General features: G+C 71.2%; 18 protein-coding genes. 6 read left to right on the forward strand and 12 right to left on the reverse strand.

Going from position 1 to position 15,415, the window contains the following annotated elements:
- Positions 1 to 282: 282 nt before the first annotated feature.
- Positions 283 to 549, reverse strand: a complete 267-nt coding sequence (locus KXR53_RS09450; RefSeq protein WP_437374872.1) for a hypothetical protein — start codon at positions 547 to 549, stop codon at positions 283 to 285.
- 206 nt (positions 550 to 755) lie between these two features.
- Between KXR53_RS09450 and KXR53_RS09455 the strand changes: the two genes are divergently transcribed.
- Together KXR53_RS09455 and KXR53_RS09460 are read left to right on the forward strand one after the other, a co-directional pair.
- Positions 756 to 1,778, forward strand: a complete 1,023-nt coding sequence (locus tag KXR53_RS09455; RefSeq protein ID WP_437374873.1) for a cupin domain-containing protein — start codon at positions 756 to 758, stop codon at positions 1,776 to 1,778.
- Positions 1,779 to 1,982: 204 nt separating this feature from the next.
- Complete coding sequence (locus KXR53_RS09460; RefSeq protein ID WP_437374874.1) at positions 1,983 to 2,822, forward strand: hypothetical protein; 840 nt, start codon at positions 1,983 to 1,985, stop codon at positions 2,820 to 2,822.
- Between the two features lie 172 nt (positions 2,823 to 2,994).
- On the opposite strand, the gene KXR53_RS09465 is transcribed toward KXR53_RS09460, so the two are convergent.
- The 4 genes from KXR53_RS09465 to KXR53_RS09480 all read right to left on the reverse strand — a co-directional run bounded on the left by KXR53_RS09465 (position 2,995) and on the right by KXR53_RS09480 (position 5,794).
- The gene (locus KXR53_RS09465) at positions 2,995 to 4,965 is read right to left on the reverse strand and encodes a S9 family peptidase (protein ID WP_437374875.1); all 1,971 of its coding nucleotides are present in this window, start codon (positions 4,963 to 4,965) and stop codon (positions 2,995 to 2,997) included.
- Positions 4,966 to 5,038: 73 nt separating this feature from the next.
- On the reverse strand, positions 5,039 to 5,197 hold the full coding sequence (locus tag KXR53_RS09470) for a YqaE/Pmp3 family membrane protein (RefSeq protein ID WP_034850683.1): 159 nt from the start codon (positions 5,195 to 5,197) through the stop codon (positions 5,039 to 5,041).
- A gap of 77 nt (positions 5,198 to 5,274) precedes the next feature.
- Positions 5,275 to 5,445, reverse strand: a complete 171-nt coding sequence (locus tag KXR53_RS09475; protein ID WP_437374876.1) for a hypothetical protein — start codon at positions 5,443 to 5,445, stop codon at positions 5,275 to 5,277.
- A gap of 91 nt (positions 5,446 to 5,536) precedes the next feature.
- Positions 5,537 to 5,794 carry a hypothetical protein gene (locus tag KXR53_RS09480; protein ID WP_437374877.1) on the reverse strand — a complete coding sequence of 86 codons (258 nt, stop codon included), beginning with the start codon at positions 5,792 to 5,794 and terminating at the stop codon, positions 5,537 to 5,539.
- Positions 5,795 to 5,940: 146 nt separating this feature from the next.
- Here KXR53_RS09480 and KXR53_RS09485 point away from each other — a divergent pair, with 146 nt between their 5' ends.
- Positions 5,941 to 6,810, forward strand: a complete 870-nt coding sequence (locus KXR53_RS09485; RefSeq protein ID WP_437374878.1) for a hypothetical protein — start codon at positions 5,941 to 5,943, stop codon at positions 6,808 to 6,810.
- Between the two features lie 87 nt (positions 6,811 to 6,897).
- Complete coding sequence (locus KXR53_RS09490) at positions 6,898 to 7,716, forward strand: hypothetical protein (RefSeq protein ID WP_437374879.1); 819 nt, start codon at positions 6,898 to 6,900, stop codon at positions 7,714 to 7,716.
- Between the two features lie 31 nt (positions 7,717 to 7,747).
- Here the strand turns inward: KXR53_RS09490 and KXR53_RS09495 are convergent, their stop codons facing one another.
- Positions 7,748 to 9,178: an MFS transporter gene (locus KXR53_RS09495; protein WP_437374880.1), complete on the reverse strand. Its 1,431-nt coding sequence runs from the start codon at positions 9,176 to 9,178 to the stop codon at positions 7,748 to 7,750.
- 158 nt (positions 9,179 to 9,336) lie between these two features.
- Here KXR53_RS09495 and KXR53_RS09500 point away from each other — a divergent pair, with 158 nt between their 5' ends.
- The gene (locus KXR53_RS09500) at positions 9,337 to 9,690 is read left to right on the forward strand and encodes an ArsR/SmtB family transcription factor (protein WP_437374881.1); all 354 of its coding nucleotides are present in this window, start codon (positions 9,337 to 9,339) and stop codon (positions 9,688 to 9,690) included.
- On the opposite strand, the gene KXR53_RS09505 is transcribed toward KXR53_RS09500, so the two are convergent.
- The 5 genes from KXR53_RS09505 to KXR53_RS09525 form a co-directional block, all read right to left on the reverse strand.
- Positions 9,687 to 10,121 (reverse strand): YybH family protein, encoded by a 435-nt coding sequence (locus KXR53_RS09505; RefSeq protein WP_437374882.1) that lies wholly within the window; start codon positions 10,119 to 10,121, stop codon positions 9,687 to 9,689. The genes KXR53_RS09500 and KXR53_RS09505 overlap by 4 nt on opposite strands.
- Before the next feature lie 226 nt (positions 10,122 to 10,347).
- Entirely contained in the window at positions 10,348 to 10,791 is a 444-nt protein-coding gene (locus tag KXR53_RS09510; RefSeq protein WP_437374883.1) for a YybH family protein, read from the reverse strand.
- A gap of 74 nt (positions 10,792 to 10,865) precedes the next feature.
- A complete protein-coding gene (locus tag KXR53_RS09515; protein ID WP_437374884.1) occupies positions 10,866 to 11,288 on the reverse strand; it encodes a VOC family protein in 423 nt (140 codons plus the stop codon).
- Positions 11,289 to 11,394: 106 nt separating this feature from the next.
- Positions 11,395 to 12,657: an RNA polymerase sigma factor gene (locus tag KXR53_RS09520; protein WP_437374885.1), complete on the reverse strand. Its 1,263-nt coding sequence runs from the start codon at positions 12,655 to 12,657 to the stop codon at positions 11,395 to 11,397.
- Entirely contained in the window at positions 12,654 to 13,025 is a 372-nt protein-coding gene (locus KXR53_RS09525; RefSeq protein WP_437374886.1) for a YciI family protein, read from the reverse strand. Before KXR53_RS09525 ends, KXR53_RS09520 begins: the two co-directional genes overlap by 4 nt.
- Positions 13,026 to 13,188: 163 nt before the next feature.
- Here KXR53_RS09525 and KXR53_RS09530 point away from each other — a divergent pair, with 163 nt between their 5' ends.
- Positions 13,189 to 13,872: a class I SAM-dependent methyltransferase gene (locus KXR53_RS09530; RefSeq protein WP_437374887.1), complete on the forward strand. Its 684-nt coding sequence runs from the start codon at positions 13,189 to 13,191 to the stop codon at positions 13,870 to 13,872.
- Positions 13,873 to 13,876: 4 nt separating this feature from the next.
- Here the strand turns inward: KXR53_RS09530 and xseA are convergent, their stop codons facing one another.
- Positions 13,877 to 15,370 (reverse strand): exodeoxyribonuclease VII large subunit, encoded by a 1,494-nt coding sequence (xseA, locus tag KXR53_RS09535; RefSeq protein WP_437374888.1) that lies wholly within the window; start codon positions 15,368 to 15,370, stop codon positions 13,877 to 13,879.
- Between the last annotated feature and the right edge of the window lie 45 nt (positions 15,371 to 15,415).

Consider the following 15,415-nt stretch of genomic DNA (forward strand, 5'->3'; position numbering starts at 1 on the left):
CGTGCGGCCATGTCCGCTGTCGGGAGCCTACTCCGATGGCCGGTTTGGATGCGTCCACGTCGGGCTGGGCCAACCGAGAAGGGCCGGATCCGGACGATTCGGTCGATATCCGGTGTCGGGGCGCTGGCGCGATGACCGCATATGGCGCAACGCAGACGGGTCGCATGTGATGGCCGACCGCAAACCCGACAGCCCCACGCCCGCCCTCACTCCGCCGCCACCACCCTGGCCACCACCCACTGGTTCTTCTCGATGCGGCGGGTGCGCGTGAAGCCCCACCGTTCAAACATCGACACCGCGCCGTTGTGCAGGAAGGATGACGAGACCGAGCGGCCCTGCGGGTCCTCGGGATAGCTTTCGACCGCGCCGCCGATGGGACCTGTCGACGAAGAAGCAGCTGATCCGCCAGTCCGGCAGCGCCGCCAGCCCGTCGCGACAGGCGCGCTGGTGCTTGATCCGCGGCAGTTCCTCCACCGGCCCGAACTGGCACCAGCCGATGCAGGCCGCGCCGTCGTAGACCAGCGCGGCATGGGATTGGCTGTCCCGCACCCGGCGCTCCTTCTCGGCCCGGTTCTGGCCGGGGATCTTCGTGCGCCCGATACCCTCCGGTCGGAGACGTTTGCCGGACGGCACACCGTCCACGGCGCATTGTGCTTGCCGGCACCCTGGCCGATGATCCTCGTTCCGCCGGCGGACCGGACCCGCGACCTGCCGGGCCGAGGCCGGCCGCCGGGCCGCAAGGGAGGTTCACCCGCATGCCCACCGGAACCCCGCCGAAGCCGATCTCGACGCCCGACCTGCCCTGGGAGGAATGGGCCGACATCCCGCGCTTCAGCCTGCGCTGTAAGCACCTGACGCGCGCCGCGATGGGCGACGACTACCATGTCGGCGTCGTCATCGAGGAGCTGCCGCCGGGCGGGCGGAGCGCGCCCGCCCACTACCACATCTTCGAGGAGGAGCATGTCTACATCCTCGAAGGCACCGTCACCCTGCGCCTGGGCGCCGAGACCCACGAGCTGAAGCCGGGCGACTACGCCTGCTTCCCGGCCGGCCAGAAGGCCGGGCACTGCCTGGTCAACACCGGCACCGCGCCGTGCCGCTACGTGCTGGTGGGCGAGCGCAACCCGAACGAGGTGGCGGTCTACACCGACAGCAACAAGGTGATGGTGCGCGCCCTGGGCCGCTCGATCCTCGATCTCGCTGCGCGGCGCGGCTATTGGGACGGGGAGGACACCGGCCTGCCGCCGGGGGAGAGCCCGCCCGAAGCCGCCGCCGCGCCCGAGCCGCCGGCCGTGCCGAAGCCGCCGATCTCCGCGGACCAGGTGGAATGGACCGACGAGGGTGTGCCCGGCAGCGCCCGCTTCGGCGGCCGGTCGAAGCACCTCACCTTCGCCGCCGTCGGGCGGGGCTACCACGTCGGCGTGCTGATCGAATCGCCGGCGCCCGGCAAGCGCCTGTGCCCCACCCACTACCACATGCTGGAGGAGGAGCAGGCGCTGGTCCTGGAGGGGCAGCTGACGCTCATCCTCGGCGAGGAGCGCCACACGCTGAAGCCGGGCGACTATGTCTGCTTCCCCGCCGGGCAGAAGATCGGCCATTCCTTCATGAACAGCGGCCCCGGCCCCTGCCGCTACCTGATGATCGGCGAGCGCAACCCGAACGACGTCTGCGTCTATCCCGATTCGAACAAGATGGCCGTCGCCGCCCTGCGAACGGAGCAGGACATCTTCGACATGTCGGGGGTGCGGCGGTACTGGGACGGCGAGGAGACGGACTGACCGGGGCCGCGCGAGCGGAGACATGGATTGCTTCGTCGGCTTCGCCTCCTCGCAATGACGGTTTTGGGGAAGCCGTCCCCTGCACCCCACCACCGTCATCGCGAGCCCCGAAGGGGCGTGGCGATCCAGGCTGCGGCAAGGCAGGCGGCGAGTTAACGCAGTGTCGTCTTGCGTTAACTCGCGACCTTGTTCATGATATGTTCCATGAACGCCGCCTCTCCCGATCTCGACATCCCGGCCTATTGCCGCGGCCTCGCGCTGCAGCAGGTCGAGATGCTCACGCGGATCGCGGAGCTCGGCATGCGGATGGTCGAGGCCGAAGGCGCCCGCGCCATCGCCGCCCAGGCCCGCGCCGCCGAACCCAAGGCCGACGAGGCCGCGGTCGAGACAGCCAGGGCCGAGGCGCAGGAGGCCGGGCTGGCCTTCAGCCGCTTCTCCCGCACGGTGCAGCGCGCCCTGGCGCTGCGCGCCCGCGCCGCCGACCGGCTCTGCGCCCTCGATCGCGCCGACCGCAAGGCCCGCCGCGCCCGCCAGCGCAACCACGTCACCGGCGCCCTCTACGCCCTGATCTGGGACCCGGCCCAGTCGACCGAGGAGCTCGACGAGGCCGACCATCGCACCGGCATTCTCCACGAGCAGCTCGACGCGCTCTACCAGGATGAGGAGGACCGGATCGAGGACCGGCCGGTCGGCGCGGTCATCACCGGCCTGGCCTGCGGCCTCGGCCTGTCCGACGAATGGCGCCGCCGGGCGCCCGACTGGTCGGACCCGCCCTATCCGCCGCCGCCGACCGGCACCCCGGCCGAGATCCGGGAACGGCGCCGGGCCCGGCTGCACGAGCTGATGCAGCGGACGCTCGACGCCATCGATCCCGACAAGGCTCCCGGCCTCGAGGCCGGGCTCGCGGCCCGGCTCGCGGAGCCCGATGTCGAGGCACTGATCGACACCGAGCCGCCGGCCCGGGCCGCCGAACGCCTCTGCCGCTCCCTCGGCGTCGGCTTCGACGGCGACTACGAGGAGCCCAAGGAACCCGACACCGGGTGACGGCTTCGGGCCGGTCGGATGGGCCGGAGCCGCCCCCCTCACCCGAAATCGCTGCGCGATTTCGACCTCTCCCCAAGGAGAGGTGAAGTGAGACGTCGCTCCGAAATCCCTCTCCTCGGGTGAGGGGGCTTCGGACCGCGCGTCAGGCAGCGGCGGCGCCCTCCAGGCCCCCTCAGAAAGCCAGCCCGGTCTTGAAGATCCCCACCGCGTAGAAGGCCAGCTCGCCGTCCAGGGCGCGCTGGATATTGGCCGCCTTGCGGAAGCCATGCTGCTCGCCTGCGAACAGGACGTAGCCGACCGGCTGGCCCTTGGCGCGCAGCGCCTCGACCATCGCCTCGGTCTGGTTCGGCGGCACCACCTCGTCCTCCTCGCCCTGGAAGAAGATCACCGGCTTCGACAGCCTGTCGGCGTGGTACAGCGGCGACCGCTCGCGGTACCGCTCGGCCTCCTGCGGATAGGGGCCGATCAGCCAGTCGAGATAGCGCGACTCGAACTTATGCGTGTCGCGGGCCAGGGCGGCGGCGTCGCTGACCCCGAAATGGCTGGCGCCGCCGGCGAACCAGGTGTCGAAGGCCAGGGCCGCCAGCGCGGTGTAGCCGCCGGCGCTGCCGCCGGTGATCACCGACCGGGCGGGGTCGGCCAGCCCTTGGGACGCCAGGTATTTGGCCCCGGCGACGGCGTCCTGCACGTCGACCACGCCCCAGGACAGGTGCAGCCGGTCGCGATAGGCGCGGCCGTAGCCGGTGCTGCCGCCGTAATTGACGTCCAGCACGGCGATGCCGCGGCTGGTCCAGTACTGGATGCCGAGATTGAGGGTCGAGGAGGCGGCGGCGGTCGGCCCGCCATGGATCTCCACCACCAGCGGCGGCACGTCGCCTTCGGGCGCCGCATGGTCCGGGCTGGTCGGCGGATAGTACAGGCCGTGGGCCGTCCGGCCGCCCGCGGTCGGGAATTCCACGGGCCGCGCCTCGGCGAAATAGCCGCGCAGCGCCGGGTCCTCGCCGATCTCGGTCGACCGTTTCAGCACCTCCCGGCGCAGCGTGGCGAGGTCGAGCCGGACGATCTGCGCGGCGTCGCGCGGCGAGCCGGCGCGGAACACCGCCACCCGCTCATTCGCGCGGACCGAGCTGATATCGGTGTAGGGCAGGTCGATCGGGGTCAGGGCGCCGGTCATGAGATCGACGAAGCCGAGCTTGCCGAGGCCGCCCTCGATGGTGCTGCACAGCAGGCGGCGAGGGCCCGAGAAGGCGTAGGTCGACATGCCGAACACCCATTGCGGCTGGCCGAACTCGGCCGCCATCGGCAGCACCGCCTCGGCCGGGCAGCCGCGCCCGTCGCAGCGATACAGGTTCCACCAGCCGGAGCGGTCGGCGACGAAGACCAGCCAGCGCCCGTCCGGCGACCATTCCGGCTGGAACACCGATTCACCCGCCCCGCCCGCCAGCGCCTGCGGCGGCCGGGACGGCAGGCCGTCGGCGGCGAGCTCGGCGACATAGAGCGTGGTCTCGACCCAGGGCATGTTCGGATGGTCCCAGGCCAGGAAGGCCAGCCGGCTGCCGTCGGGCGACAGTCGCGGCGAGGCGAAGAAGTCGTGGCCCTGCGCCAGGATGCGGATGCTGCCGGCGGCATCGCCCTCCAGCGGCACCGCGACGATCATGTTGTCGGGATGGGCCCGGCCGGGCCGGTGATGCTCGCCGACGCCGATCCAGAGGCGCCGGCGCGGATCGATCAGCCCATCGGCGAAGCGCCATTCGCCGCCTCCGGCCTCGGTCGCCGGGGTGACCGGGACCGGTGCCTTTCCCGGCGCCTGGCGGTACAGCCGGCGGTCCGGCGGCCCGCCCGCGGCGCCGGGGCGGTCGTTGGAGAAGAACAGGGTGCCGTCGGCCACGGTCCAGGCGCCGCCGCCATATTCATGCACCCGGGTGCGGACATTGACCCCGGGCGGGCTGACCTCGGCGACCGACCCGTCCGGCGCCCGCCGCATCAGCACGCTGCGGCCGCCTTCCTGCGGCCGGCTCTCCAGCCACCAGATCACGTCGCCGTCCAGCCGCACCTCGGACAGGCCGATCGATTGCGCCACGATCAGGTCGGAGGTGATCGGCGATCTCCAGAAGCCGTAAGGGGCGGTCCTGATGCTGGGCATGGTGGCACCTCCGATCGAGCGGTCGACCGCGCCAGCCTCTCCGATCGGCCACCGGGATTCCAGTGCCGCCGGCCTATTTCTTCGCGATCACCCAGACCGCATGGACGATGCCCGGGATGTAGCCCAGCAACGTCAGCAGGATGTTGAGCCAGAAATGCCCGCCGAAGCCGACCTGGAGGAACACCCCCAACGGCGGCAGCAGGATGGCGATGATGATCCGGAGCAGGTCCATGCGCGGCGGGATCCTTCGGGCGTCGGGCGGGGATCAGGGCGCCCGGGCGGGTGGGCCCATCCGCCCGGGCCGGCCGGTCACTGCATCGGTTGCGGCTGCGTCGTCTGCCGCTCGGGCGGGACCGACTGCTCGATGCCCTGGCCGGCTTCCCTGGTGTCCTGGCCGAAGCCGCGGACGGTGTTCTCGCAGGCGGCCATGCCGAGGCCCGCGGTCAGCAGGCCGGCGATGAGAAAGATGCGCGCGATCATGGGTTTCTCCTCGAGGATGGGGGGAAAACCGATCCGGGACGGACCGGTCAGGGAACGACGCCCGGATGCCGGAAGTTCCGGGCCGCCGGCCTCAGCGCACCAGGAAGCGGCCGATCGCCAGGCCGGCGGCGAAGGCCAGGCCGACGCTGGTCAGCGGCCGCTCTGCGACCTGGCCCTGGATCCCTTCGGCGGCGACGTCCGCCGCTCGGCCGACGCGGCGGGCGCCCCGCCGTCCGGCATCGACCGCGTCCCGCGCGGCATCGCCGGCCAGCGCGCCGATCTCCGACCGCAGCTCGGCGAGCGTGCGGGTCAGGGCATCGATATCCTGTTCGAGGTTTCGGGTCGCCATGGTCGTCTCTCCTCGAAGTTGGCGTTCATACGAGAGAAACAGGGCAACGCTCGGATCAGTCGCCGTTTCGACGCCCTCGCGGCAGGCCAGGGGTTGGCCCCGCCCGCGCGACGCGGCATGGTGCCCCCGGTCACAGCGGAGACAGCATGCGCCAGGACCCGATCGCCCTTCGCCGCCGCCTCGGGCCGCCCGCCCTGCTGACGGTGGCCGCCGCCCTGCTCTTCCCGGGAGCGGCGGTGATGGCCCAGCAGGGCACGCCCGGCCAGGCCGCCCCGCCCGCCGGCCAGGCCCTGCCGACGCAGGTGGTGCCGCAGACTGGGCCGGAGTTCCGCCGGGCCGCGACCCTGGGCCGCCAGATCTACGTCATCGACGGCGCCGCCGCCCTGGCCAGCGCCACGCTGCGCCGGAACGGCATCGATCCGCAGGCCGGCGGCGTCGTCGGCTGGGTGACCGAGCCGGCGGCGAACGGCATCCTGGTCCGCTTCGTGCGCCGGGGCGGCCGAGGACCGGAGGCCGCCTACGACGTCACCGTCGACGCCGGCGGCGGCACGCCCACCCTCGCCCGCCGCGACGGCGCGCCGCTGACGCCGGACCAGGCCGCCCAGTTCGCCGCCGAGGAGCTGGCGCTGGGGCGGCTGGACCAGCCCTGCTCCAAGACCTACCGGCCGGTCGCGTTCCGCGACCCTGGCACCCGCAACTGGCGGGTCTATGCCCTGGCCACGGCGACCGACCCGGGCGTGTTCATGGTCGGCGGCCATTTCCGCTTCCTGGTCAGCCCGGACGGCGGCCGCATCCTGTCCGGCGGCCGCCTGCCGCCCCCCTCCTGCCTGGCCGGCGAGCGCACGGCCGAGGGCCATCCGGCCGTCGCCTTCGCGGTGGCGGAGCCGGACTCGCCGATCCCGACCGAGCTGCACGTCTTCCTCAGCCTGCGCCAGGACCTGCCGCTGATCGTGCTGACCGCGGACGGCAAGCGCTGGCTGGTCGGCAACGGCGCGATCGCCGCGGTGAAGGAGTAGGCCCGCCCTTGGCCGCCGCCGTGGGACGCGGCATGCTGGCGGCACAGGGGGGACCAGATGATCGAGACCACCACATCGCTGCAGCGCATGGCGCTGCCGCTCGTCCTGCTGGCCGTCCTGGCCGGCTGCAACAGCACGACTCCGCCGGGCACGGGCGGCCAGGCCGCGGCGACAGGGATCGCAGGCTCCGGCCTGAGTCCTCAGGCCTCGCCGGAGATCCGGCGGATCGAGACGCTCGGCCGCACCATCTACGTCCTCGACAACGCCGCGGCGCGGGCGACGGATCTTCTCCTCGCCGAGGGGGTGAACCCGCAGACCGACCGGATACGGGGCTGGGTGACGGACACGTCGGGCGGCTCCGGCGTGCTGGTCCGCTTCCTCTGGCAGAGGGGTGACCGGTTCGAAGCGGCCTATGATGTGACCGTCGACGAAGACGGCCGGGCCGTCGCCATGACGCGGCCGAGGACTTCGGCGCTGACGCCGGACCAATCCGTCCAGCTCGCCGCCCGTCAGCTGGCGATGTCCAGCTTCGTTCCGCTGTGCCCGCCGCCTTACAATCCCGTGGTCTTCCGCGATCCCGGAAGCCGGAACTGGCTCGTCTATCTCCTGGTCGCCACCACAGATCCCGATCTCAGAATGTTGGGCGGTCATCACCGCACCTTGGTGAGCGCGGATGGCAAGCAGATCCTGTCATCGGAGAATCTGACGAAGACCTGCCTGGCGCCTCGCTTTAAATCCGTCCCCGGTTACACTCCGAAATTCAACTTCATCACCGAGCTGCAATCACCGACGCCGACCGAGACCCATATCTTCGTCAACCTCCTTTACCGCCTGCCGCTGCTAATCATGACCACGGACAAGAGGACGTGGATCGTCGACCAGGGGCGGATCTGGGGCGTGAAGTAGCGATCCAGCCTGCCGCACGCCCCTCCCGTGTTTACGCCGCCACCTGCACCGCCGCGCCGCGGGCCCGCCGCGGCAGGGCCAGCGCTGTCAGCCCGCCGAGCACGATGCCGAGGACGGAGAGATGGAAGGCGAGGCGGGTGCCGTCGGCGACGGCGAGGCGCAGCGCCTCGCCCTCCTGCCCTGCGATCCCGGCATTGGCGATGGCGATCAGGATGGCGAGACCGATGGCGTTGCCGATGTTGAGCGTGGTCGAGGCCATGCCGGAGGCCACGCCCTGCTCCTCCGTCGCGACGCCGGAGGCGGAGGCGATCCACATTCCGGTCCAGACGATGCCCTGGCCGATGCCGGAGACAATCAGGCCGGGCACCAGCGCGGCATAGCCGGCCGTGGTTTCGAGGCCGATCGCGACGGTGCCGACCACGCCGATCGCCGACCCGAGCAGCAGCGTGCTGCGCGTGGTCAGCTTGGTGGCCAGGCGCTCGCCGAGCTGGGTGCCGGCGGCGATGGCGAGCGACGGCACGATGAAGGCGAGGCCGGTCTCGAGCGCGCTGAAGCCCATCACGGTCTGGAACAGCACGGTCAGGAAATAGGGCAGCGCGCCGAAGCTGCCCATATAGATGAAGGTGATCGTCATGCCCGCGACCAGGCTGCGGTTGCGGAACAGCCGCATCGGCATCAGCGGGTCGGCGCTGCGGGTCTCGATCAGCACGAAGGCCGCCAGCAGGACGGCCGAGAGCACGGCGGCGGCGACGATCGGGGTCGCGTCCCAGCCCGTCTCCGGCCCCTGCACCAGGACATAGACCAGAAGCGTGACGCCGGCGGTGACGGTGAGGGCGCCGGGCAGGTCGAAGCTGCGGCGGGCGGCACGCGGCGGGTCGCGCGGGATCACCGCCAGGGCGGCGAGGGCGACGATCCCGGCCAGCGGGACATTGACGAAGAACACCGCCGGCCAGCCGAAATCGTTGGTCAGCACGCCACCGAGCAGGGATCCCAGGGTCAGCCCGCTGGCGCCGGCGCCGCCCCAGACCGCGAGCGCCCGGTTGCGCCGGGGCCCCTCCTCGAACAGTCGGTTGACCAGGGACAGCGTGGCCGGGAACAGGATCGCCCCGCCGATGCCCTGCACGGCGCGGGCGACGACGATCACGCCCGGGCTCCAGGCCAGCCCGCCGACCAGCGACGAGGCGGCGTAGAGGACGAGGCCGAGCACGAACATCCGGCGCTGGCCCAACAGGTCGGCGGCGCGGCCGCCGAACAGCAAGAAGCCGCCACAGAACACGGTGTAGGCGCTGACCACCCATTGCAGCGACTGCTCGGAGAAGCCGAGGCCGGCGCCGATCTCCGGCAGGGCCACGAACACGATGTTGAGGTCGAGCGCGAAGATCAGCTGCGCGAAGGCCAGGACGGCCAGGCTCCAGCCGAGCGAACGGTGCCCGCCGGCCTCGGCGGAAACGGATGCGGACATCGGATCGGAACTCCATGTCGGATTCGATTCGGTCCGACTGTACGCAGATTATCGTACTGTTGAACAGTACTAGAATTTTCGTACGATCAGCGCTGAAACGTGCCTCACCTGCAGGGTGACGGTTTGACTGTACGCGTATCGTCGCCTATCTATGCGGCATGATCACGCCGCAGCATCCCGAGCGCCACCAGATCCGGCTGGAGAACGTCCTGGCTGCGCTGGGCCATCCGATGCGGCTCACCGTGATCCGCGTCCTGGCGCAGGGCGGCGAGCACGCCTGCGGCACGGTGCTGCAGGGCGTGTCGAAATCCACCCTGACCCATCACTGGCGGGTGCTGCGCGACAGCGGCGTTATCTGGCAGCGCCCCTCCGGCCGGGAGAACCTGCTGTCGCTGCGGCGCGAGGATCTCGACGCCCGCTTCCCCGGCCTGCTCGATGCGCTGATCGGTGCCGTCGGGGTGGACGCCGAGACCTCTGGGCGCCAGGCCTCGTCCGAAGCCGCCGGCGTCTAGGGCTTCAGGTCCACCGCCGCCCGCAGGCTGCCGTCCATGTAGAAGGGCACCGATTCGTGCTCGTGCACGATGGTCCAGCCCTCGGCGGCCCGGCGCAGGCCGAGGGTAAGGCGGAACCAGAGATCGACGTTTTCGCCGTCGGTCTTGGTGCCGCTCATCCGGGCGAAACCGTGGCCGAAGGCGACGGCACCGTCGACGGCGATGCCGAGGTCGTGGATCTCGTACCCGATCGACCCCTTCCAGGTCGCGAACCAGGCCTCCAGCCCCTCGGCCCCCGAGTCGATCGTCCGCAGCGGCGGCGCCAGGGAGTAAAGGACATAATCGGCGGCCTGGCAGGCGACGACGCCCTTGGCGTCCTTGCGGCGCAGTGCCGCCGCGCGCTCCTCGATCAGGGCGCGGATCGGGGTTTCGCTGTCGTGCTGGCTGGTCATCTCTTCCTCCATCTGCATCCGGGATTCGGATGCCTGTCCAGAGGACGAAGCAGCGCCCATGCATCCGACAGGGCCGGAACGATGTCCGAAACGGAAAGCCGGCGGAAAGGCGCGCGCCCTCCCGCCAGGGTCTCGCCGAACGGCTCCCTACGATTGGACCGGCGCGTTCATCGCCCAGGCGACGCCGAATGGGTCTTTCAGCCGGCCGTGTCCAAAGCCGCCGGCCTCAGGGCTTCAGATCCACCGCGGCCCGCAGGCTGCCGTCCATGTAGAAGGGCACGGATTCGTGCTCGTGCACGATGGTCCAGCCCTCGGCGGTCCGGCGCAGGCCGAGGGTGAGGCGGAACCAGAGATCGACCGTCTCGCCGTCGGTCTTGGTGCCGCTCATCCGGGCGAAGCCGCGGCAGAAGGCGACGTCGCCGTCGGCCACGATGTCGAGATCGCGGACCTCATAGCCGAGCGGCCCCCGCCAGGTGGCGAACCAGGCGTCCACGTCCTCGACGTTCGCTTGGTCGGCTGCCAGCGGCGACCCCATGGAGTAGAGGGAGTAGAGGGAGTAATCGGCGGCCTGGCGGGCGACGAAGCCCTTGGCGTCCTTGCGGCGCAGCGCCGCCGCGCGTTCCTCGATCAGAGCGCGGATCTCGGCTTCGCTGTCATGCTGGCTGGTCATCTCTTCCTCCATCGCATCACGGAAGGCCGACGGAAAGGCGCATGCCCTTCCGCCGGCGTCTCACCGGACGGCTCCTACGATTTGACCGGTGCGTTCATCGCCCAGGCGATGCCGAACGGGTCCTTCAGCCGGCCCCAGCGGTCGCCCCAGAACATCACGTCCAGCGGCACCTCGATCGTGCACCCGGCATCGACCGCCCGCTTCCACCAGGCGTCGATCTCGTCCGCCTTGAGAATGAGCTGCAGGGTGAAGGCCTGCGGCGGCTCGAACGCGAACCCATGCTCCGGATAGAAATCGGAGATCATCAGCGAGCTGCCGTTGACGTGGGCATGGACATGCATGGTCCGGCCCTTCTCGTCCGGCGGCACCGAATAGACCGTCTTCGCGCCGAAGGCCTTCTCGTAGAACTCGGCGGCCTTCAGCGCCCCTTCGACGTTCACATAGGCGACCAAGCCGCCGAGGACCGGGGGAGCTGCGTGATCTGTCGTCTGAGCCATGACTTCCTCCTGGTTGCTCCTTTGCGCCGCGGCGGATGCTGCAGGCCTGCCTCAAGGACGGACGGGCCAGAGCGGCGCCGACAGCGGTTTCGAAAATTTTCCGGCCTCAGCGGGCGTCAGCGGTCCCATCCTGCTGCAGCCGGTCGAGATGCAGCCGGATATGGGCGGCCTCGGCCGCGGTGTTGGCCAGCGCGATGGCCTGGTTGAAGGCGGTGCGCGCCTCGCCGAACCGGCCGAGCTGCTGCAGCAGCGCGCCCCGGACCCCGAAGAAGTAGAAATAGCCGGACAGGCGCCCCGCCAGCGGCTCGATCATCTCCAGCGCCGCCTGCGGCCCGTGCAGCTTCGCCACCGCGACCGCGCGGTTGAGCGTGACCACGGGCGAGGGCTGCAGCCGCTCCAGCGTGGCGTACAGCATGTCGATCTGGGCCCAGTCGGTGTCCTGCGGCCGCGCCGCCCGGGCGTGCAGCGCCGCGATCGCCGCCTGCACCTGATAGGGGCCGGGCCGGCGGTGGCGGATCGCCTTGTCGATCAGCGCCAGCCCCTCGGCGATCATGGCGCGGTTCCACAGGCTGCGGTCCTGGTCCTCCAGCAGCACGATGCAGCCGTCGGCGTCGAACCGCGCCGGCGCGCGGGCGTGCTGGAGCAGCAGGAGCGCGGTCAGGCCCATGATCTCCGGCTCGGCCGGGAACAGCCGCAGCAGCAGCCGGGCCAGCCGGATCGCCTCGTCGCACAGCGGCGCGCGCAGCGGCGCCTCCTCGCTGTTGGCGGCGGAATAGCCCTCGTTGAAGACCAGGTAGATCATCGCGGCGACGGCGGCCAGCCGCTCCGCCCGCTCCACGGCGCCCGGCGTCTCGAACGGCACGCCGGCATTGGCGACCTTGGCCTTGGCCCGGGTGATGCGCTGCTCCATCGCGCTCTCGCCCACCAGGAAGGCGCGGGCGATCTGCCTGACCGAGAGGCCGGAGACGATGCGCAGCGCCAGCGCGATCTGCTGCGTCGCCGGCAAGTCGGGATGGCAGCAGATGAACAAGAGCCGCAGGATGTCGTCGCGGTATTCGGCGCCGTCCAGCCGCTCGGCCAGGTCGCTCTCGGCATCCTCGAGATCGGACAGCACCTCGTCCGGCGGCAGCGGCTCGTGCTTCCGGCCGCGGCGCACCCCGTCGAGCGCGGCGTTGCGGCCGACGAAGATCAGCCAGGCGGCCGGGTCGCGCGGCGGGCCCTTCTGTGGCCAGGTCTTCAGCGCCCGAAGACAGGCCTCCTGGAACGCCTCCTCCGCCGTGTCGAGGTCGCGGAAATAGCGCAGCAGCGCGCCGAGCGCCTGGGGGCGGGCGGAGGCGAAGGCCGCGTCGATCCAGGCGAGGTCGGTCATGATCCGGCTGTCCCAGGCTTGAAGATGCGGATCGGGCGGATCTCGTAGGATCCCCCGGGATTGGCACGCGCGAGGTCGCGCACGATGTCCAGCACCTCGTCCAGCGAGGCGCAGTCGAAGGTGTAGAAGCCCAGAAGCTGCTCCTTCGTCTCGGCGAAGGGGCCGTCGATCACCACCGGCTCGCCCGCGCCGGCGCGCAGGGTGGTGGCGGCGGTGGTCGGCAGGAGCCGGGCCACGGGCCCGATCTTGCCCTGCCGGGCCAGCGGCTCCTGCACCGCGGCCAGCCGGGCCATGACGGCGTCGTCTTCGGCCTTGCTCCAGGCCTCGGTCACGGCTTCGTTATGGTAGCAGAGGACGGCATACAGCATCCGGGTGTTTCCTTCTTCCTCCCGAGGACGACGGAGTATGCCCGCAGCCGACATGCCTCGCAAAAAATGCGGCGGTGGGCCGAGCTCAAGCCGCAGCGAAGCCTTCAAGGGCCACACCGTCATCGCCATTTCCGGCGGAGCACTGATCTTGAAGAGGCCCGAGATGCCATCCCAGATCCGATTCACCGGCACCGGGCCGGGCCCGCGTACCCAGGATGGCTGCGCCGTGGAGCTGTACCGGCGCCTGCTGCCAGATGACGAGCCGGAGATCGTCGCCGCCGTGGTCCCGGCCGGCGGCTCGATCCTGGAGCTGGGCTCGGGGCCGGGCCGCGTCACCCATCCCCTGGTCGCGCGCGGCTATGCCGTGACCGCGGTCGACAACTCCGCCGAGATGCTGACCCATATCCGCGGGGCTGAGACGGTGTTGGCCGACATCGAGGAGCTCGACCTCGGCCGGACCTTCGATGCGGTGCTGCTGGGCAGCACCCTGATCAACTTTCCCGATCCCCGGACGCGTGCTGCGCTGCTCGCGTCTTGCCGACGTCACGTCCTGCCTGGCGGCGCCGTGCTGATCGAGCGGCGCAACCCCGACATCTTCGCGACGCTGCAGCCCGGGCCGGCCGGAGAGGAAGCGGGCATCCGACATGTCATCGAATCGGTGCGGCACGACGGCCGCCTCGCCCACATCACCCTTCGGTCGGAAGCGGCCGATGCGGTGTGGATGCAGAGCTACACCCACGAGCTGATCGACGACGCGCAGATGGCGGAGGAGCTGGGCTCCGCCAGGCTGCGGCTGGTCCGCTGGCTCGATCTGCCACGCCGCTGGGCGCTCGCGGAACGGGCGTAACTGCCTACAGCAGCGTCCCCTGCTCCGGCTTCGGGTCCGGTGCGCGGGCGGGCCGGTGCGGCTTGCCGCCGCCGATCACGGCCGGCGCCTCGCCGTCCTGGAAGCGGAGGGTCACGGCCCGGCCGGGCGTCGCCTCCTGCGCCGAGCCGAGGGCATGGCCGGTCGCCGGGTCCAGCACCAGGGCGTAGCCGCGGCGCAGCACGTCGACATAGGAGTAGCTTTCCAGCAGCCGCCCGGCGGCGGCCAGGCGCGCATCGCGATCAGCCAGGGCGCGCAGCACCGGCTCCGGCCCGAAGCGGCCGGACAGGGCGTGGAAGCGTTCGGCCGGGCGGTGGGTCAGACGGCTGCCGCAGGCGACCAGGCGGTCACCGAGCTGGACCAGATGCCGTGCCGTCTCCGCCACCTGGCGGCGCGGATGCGGCAGCCGGGCGCCGAGCTCGGCCAGCCAGGCGCGGCACCGCTCGATCCGGCCGAGCGCGGCACGATCCAGCCGCTCGCCGCGGTCGTCCAGCCGCTGCATCGCGGTCTCGATCAGCCGCGCCGGGTCGCCGAGGCCGCGGCGCAGCGCGTCGAGCCGGGTGCGATGCTCGCCGAACAGCCGAGCCGTGCCGGCTTCGAGGCGGCGTGAGCAATCCAGAACGCGGCCCAGCAGCTCGGCCCGGACCGGCACCGCCATCTCCGCCGCCGCGGTCGGGGTCGGGGCGCGGCGGTCGGCGGCATAGTCGATCAGTGTCGTGTCGGTCTCGTGCCCGACGGCGGAGATCAGCGGGATGGCGCTGGAAGCGGCGGCGCGCACCACGATCTCCTCATTGAATGGCATCAGGTCTTCCAGGCTGCCGCCGCCGCGGGCGACGATCAGCAGGTCCGGCCGCGGCACCGGGCCCCCCTTCGGCAGCGCGTTGAAACCCTCGATCGCCGCCGCCACCTGCCCCGCCGCCGTGTCGCCCTGCACCGCCACCGGCCAGACCAGGACATGGCGCGGGAAGCGGTCGGACAGGCGGTGCAGGATGTCGCGGATCACCGCGCCGGTCGGCGAGGTGACGACGCCGATCACGGCCGGCAGGAAAGGCAGTGCCCGCTTGCGCGCGGCCTCGAACAGGCCTTCGGCGGCGAGGCGGCGGCGGCGCTCCTCCAGCATCTTGAGGATGGCGCCCTCGCCCGCCAGCTCCATCTGCTCGATCACCATCTGGTACTGCGAGCGCGAGCCGTAGACGGTCAGCCGGCCGGTGCAGACCACCTCCATCCCTTGCTCCGGCCGCACCATCAGCCGCGGCAGCTGGCCTTTCCAGATCACCGATTCGAGGGTGCAGCTGTCGTCCTTGAGCGTCAGGTACACGTGGCCGGAGCGCGGCACCGTGACCTTGCCGATCTCGGCGCGGACTCGCACCAAGCCGAATTCGCCCTCGATCGTGCGCTTCAGGGCGCCGGTCAGCTCGGCGATGGTGAATTCCGGCAGGTTGGAGCCGGTGCGGGGGGTATTCGCGTTTTGCTCGGTCATCGGCCCGGTGTTCGTGCTAAACCGCGGCCACCCTAGCAAGATATC

The organism is Inquilinus limosus (assembly GCF_051487185.1).
GTDB classification, from domain to species: domain Bacteria; phylum Pseudomonadota; class Alphaproteobacteria; order DSM-16000; family Inquilinaceae; genus Inquilinus; species Inquilinus limosus_F.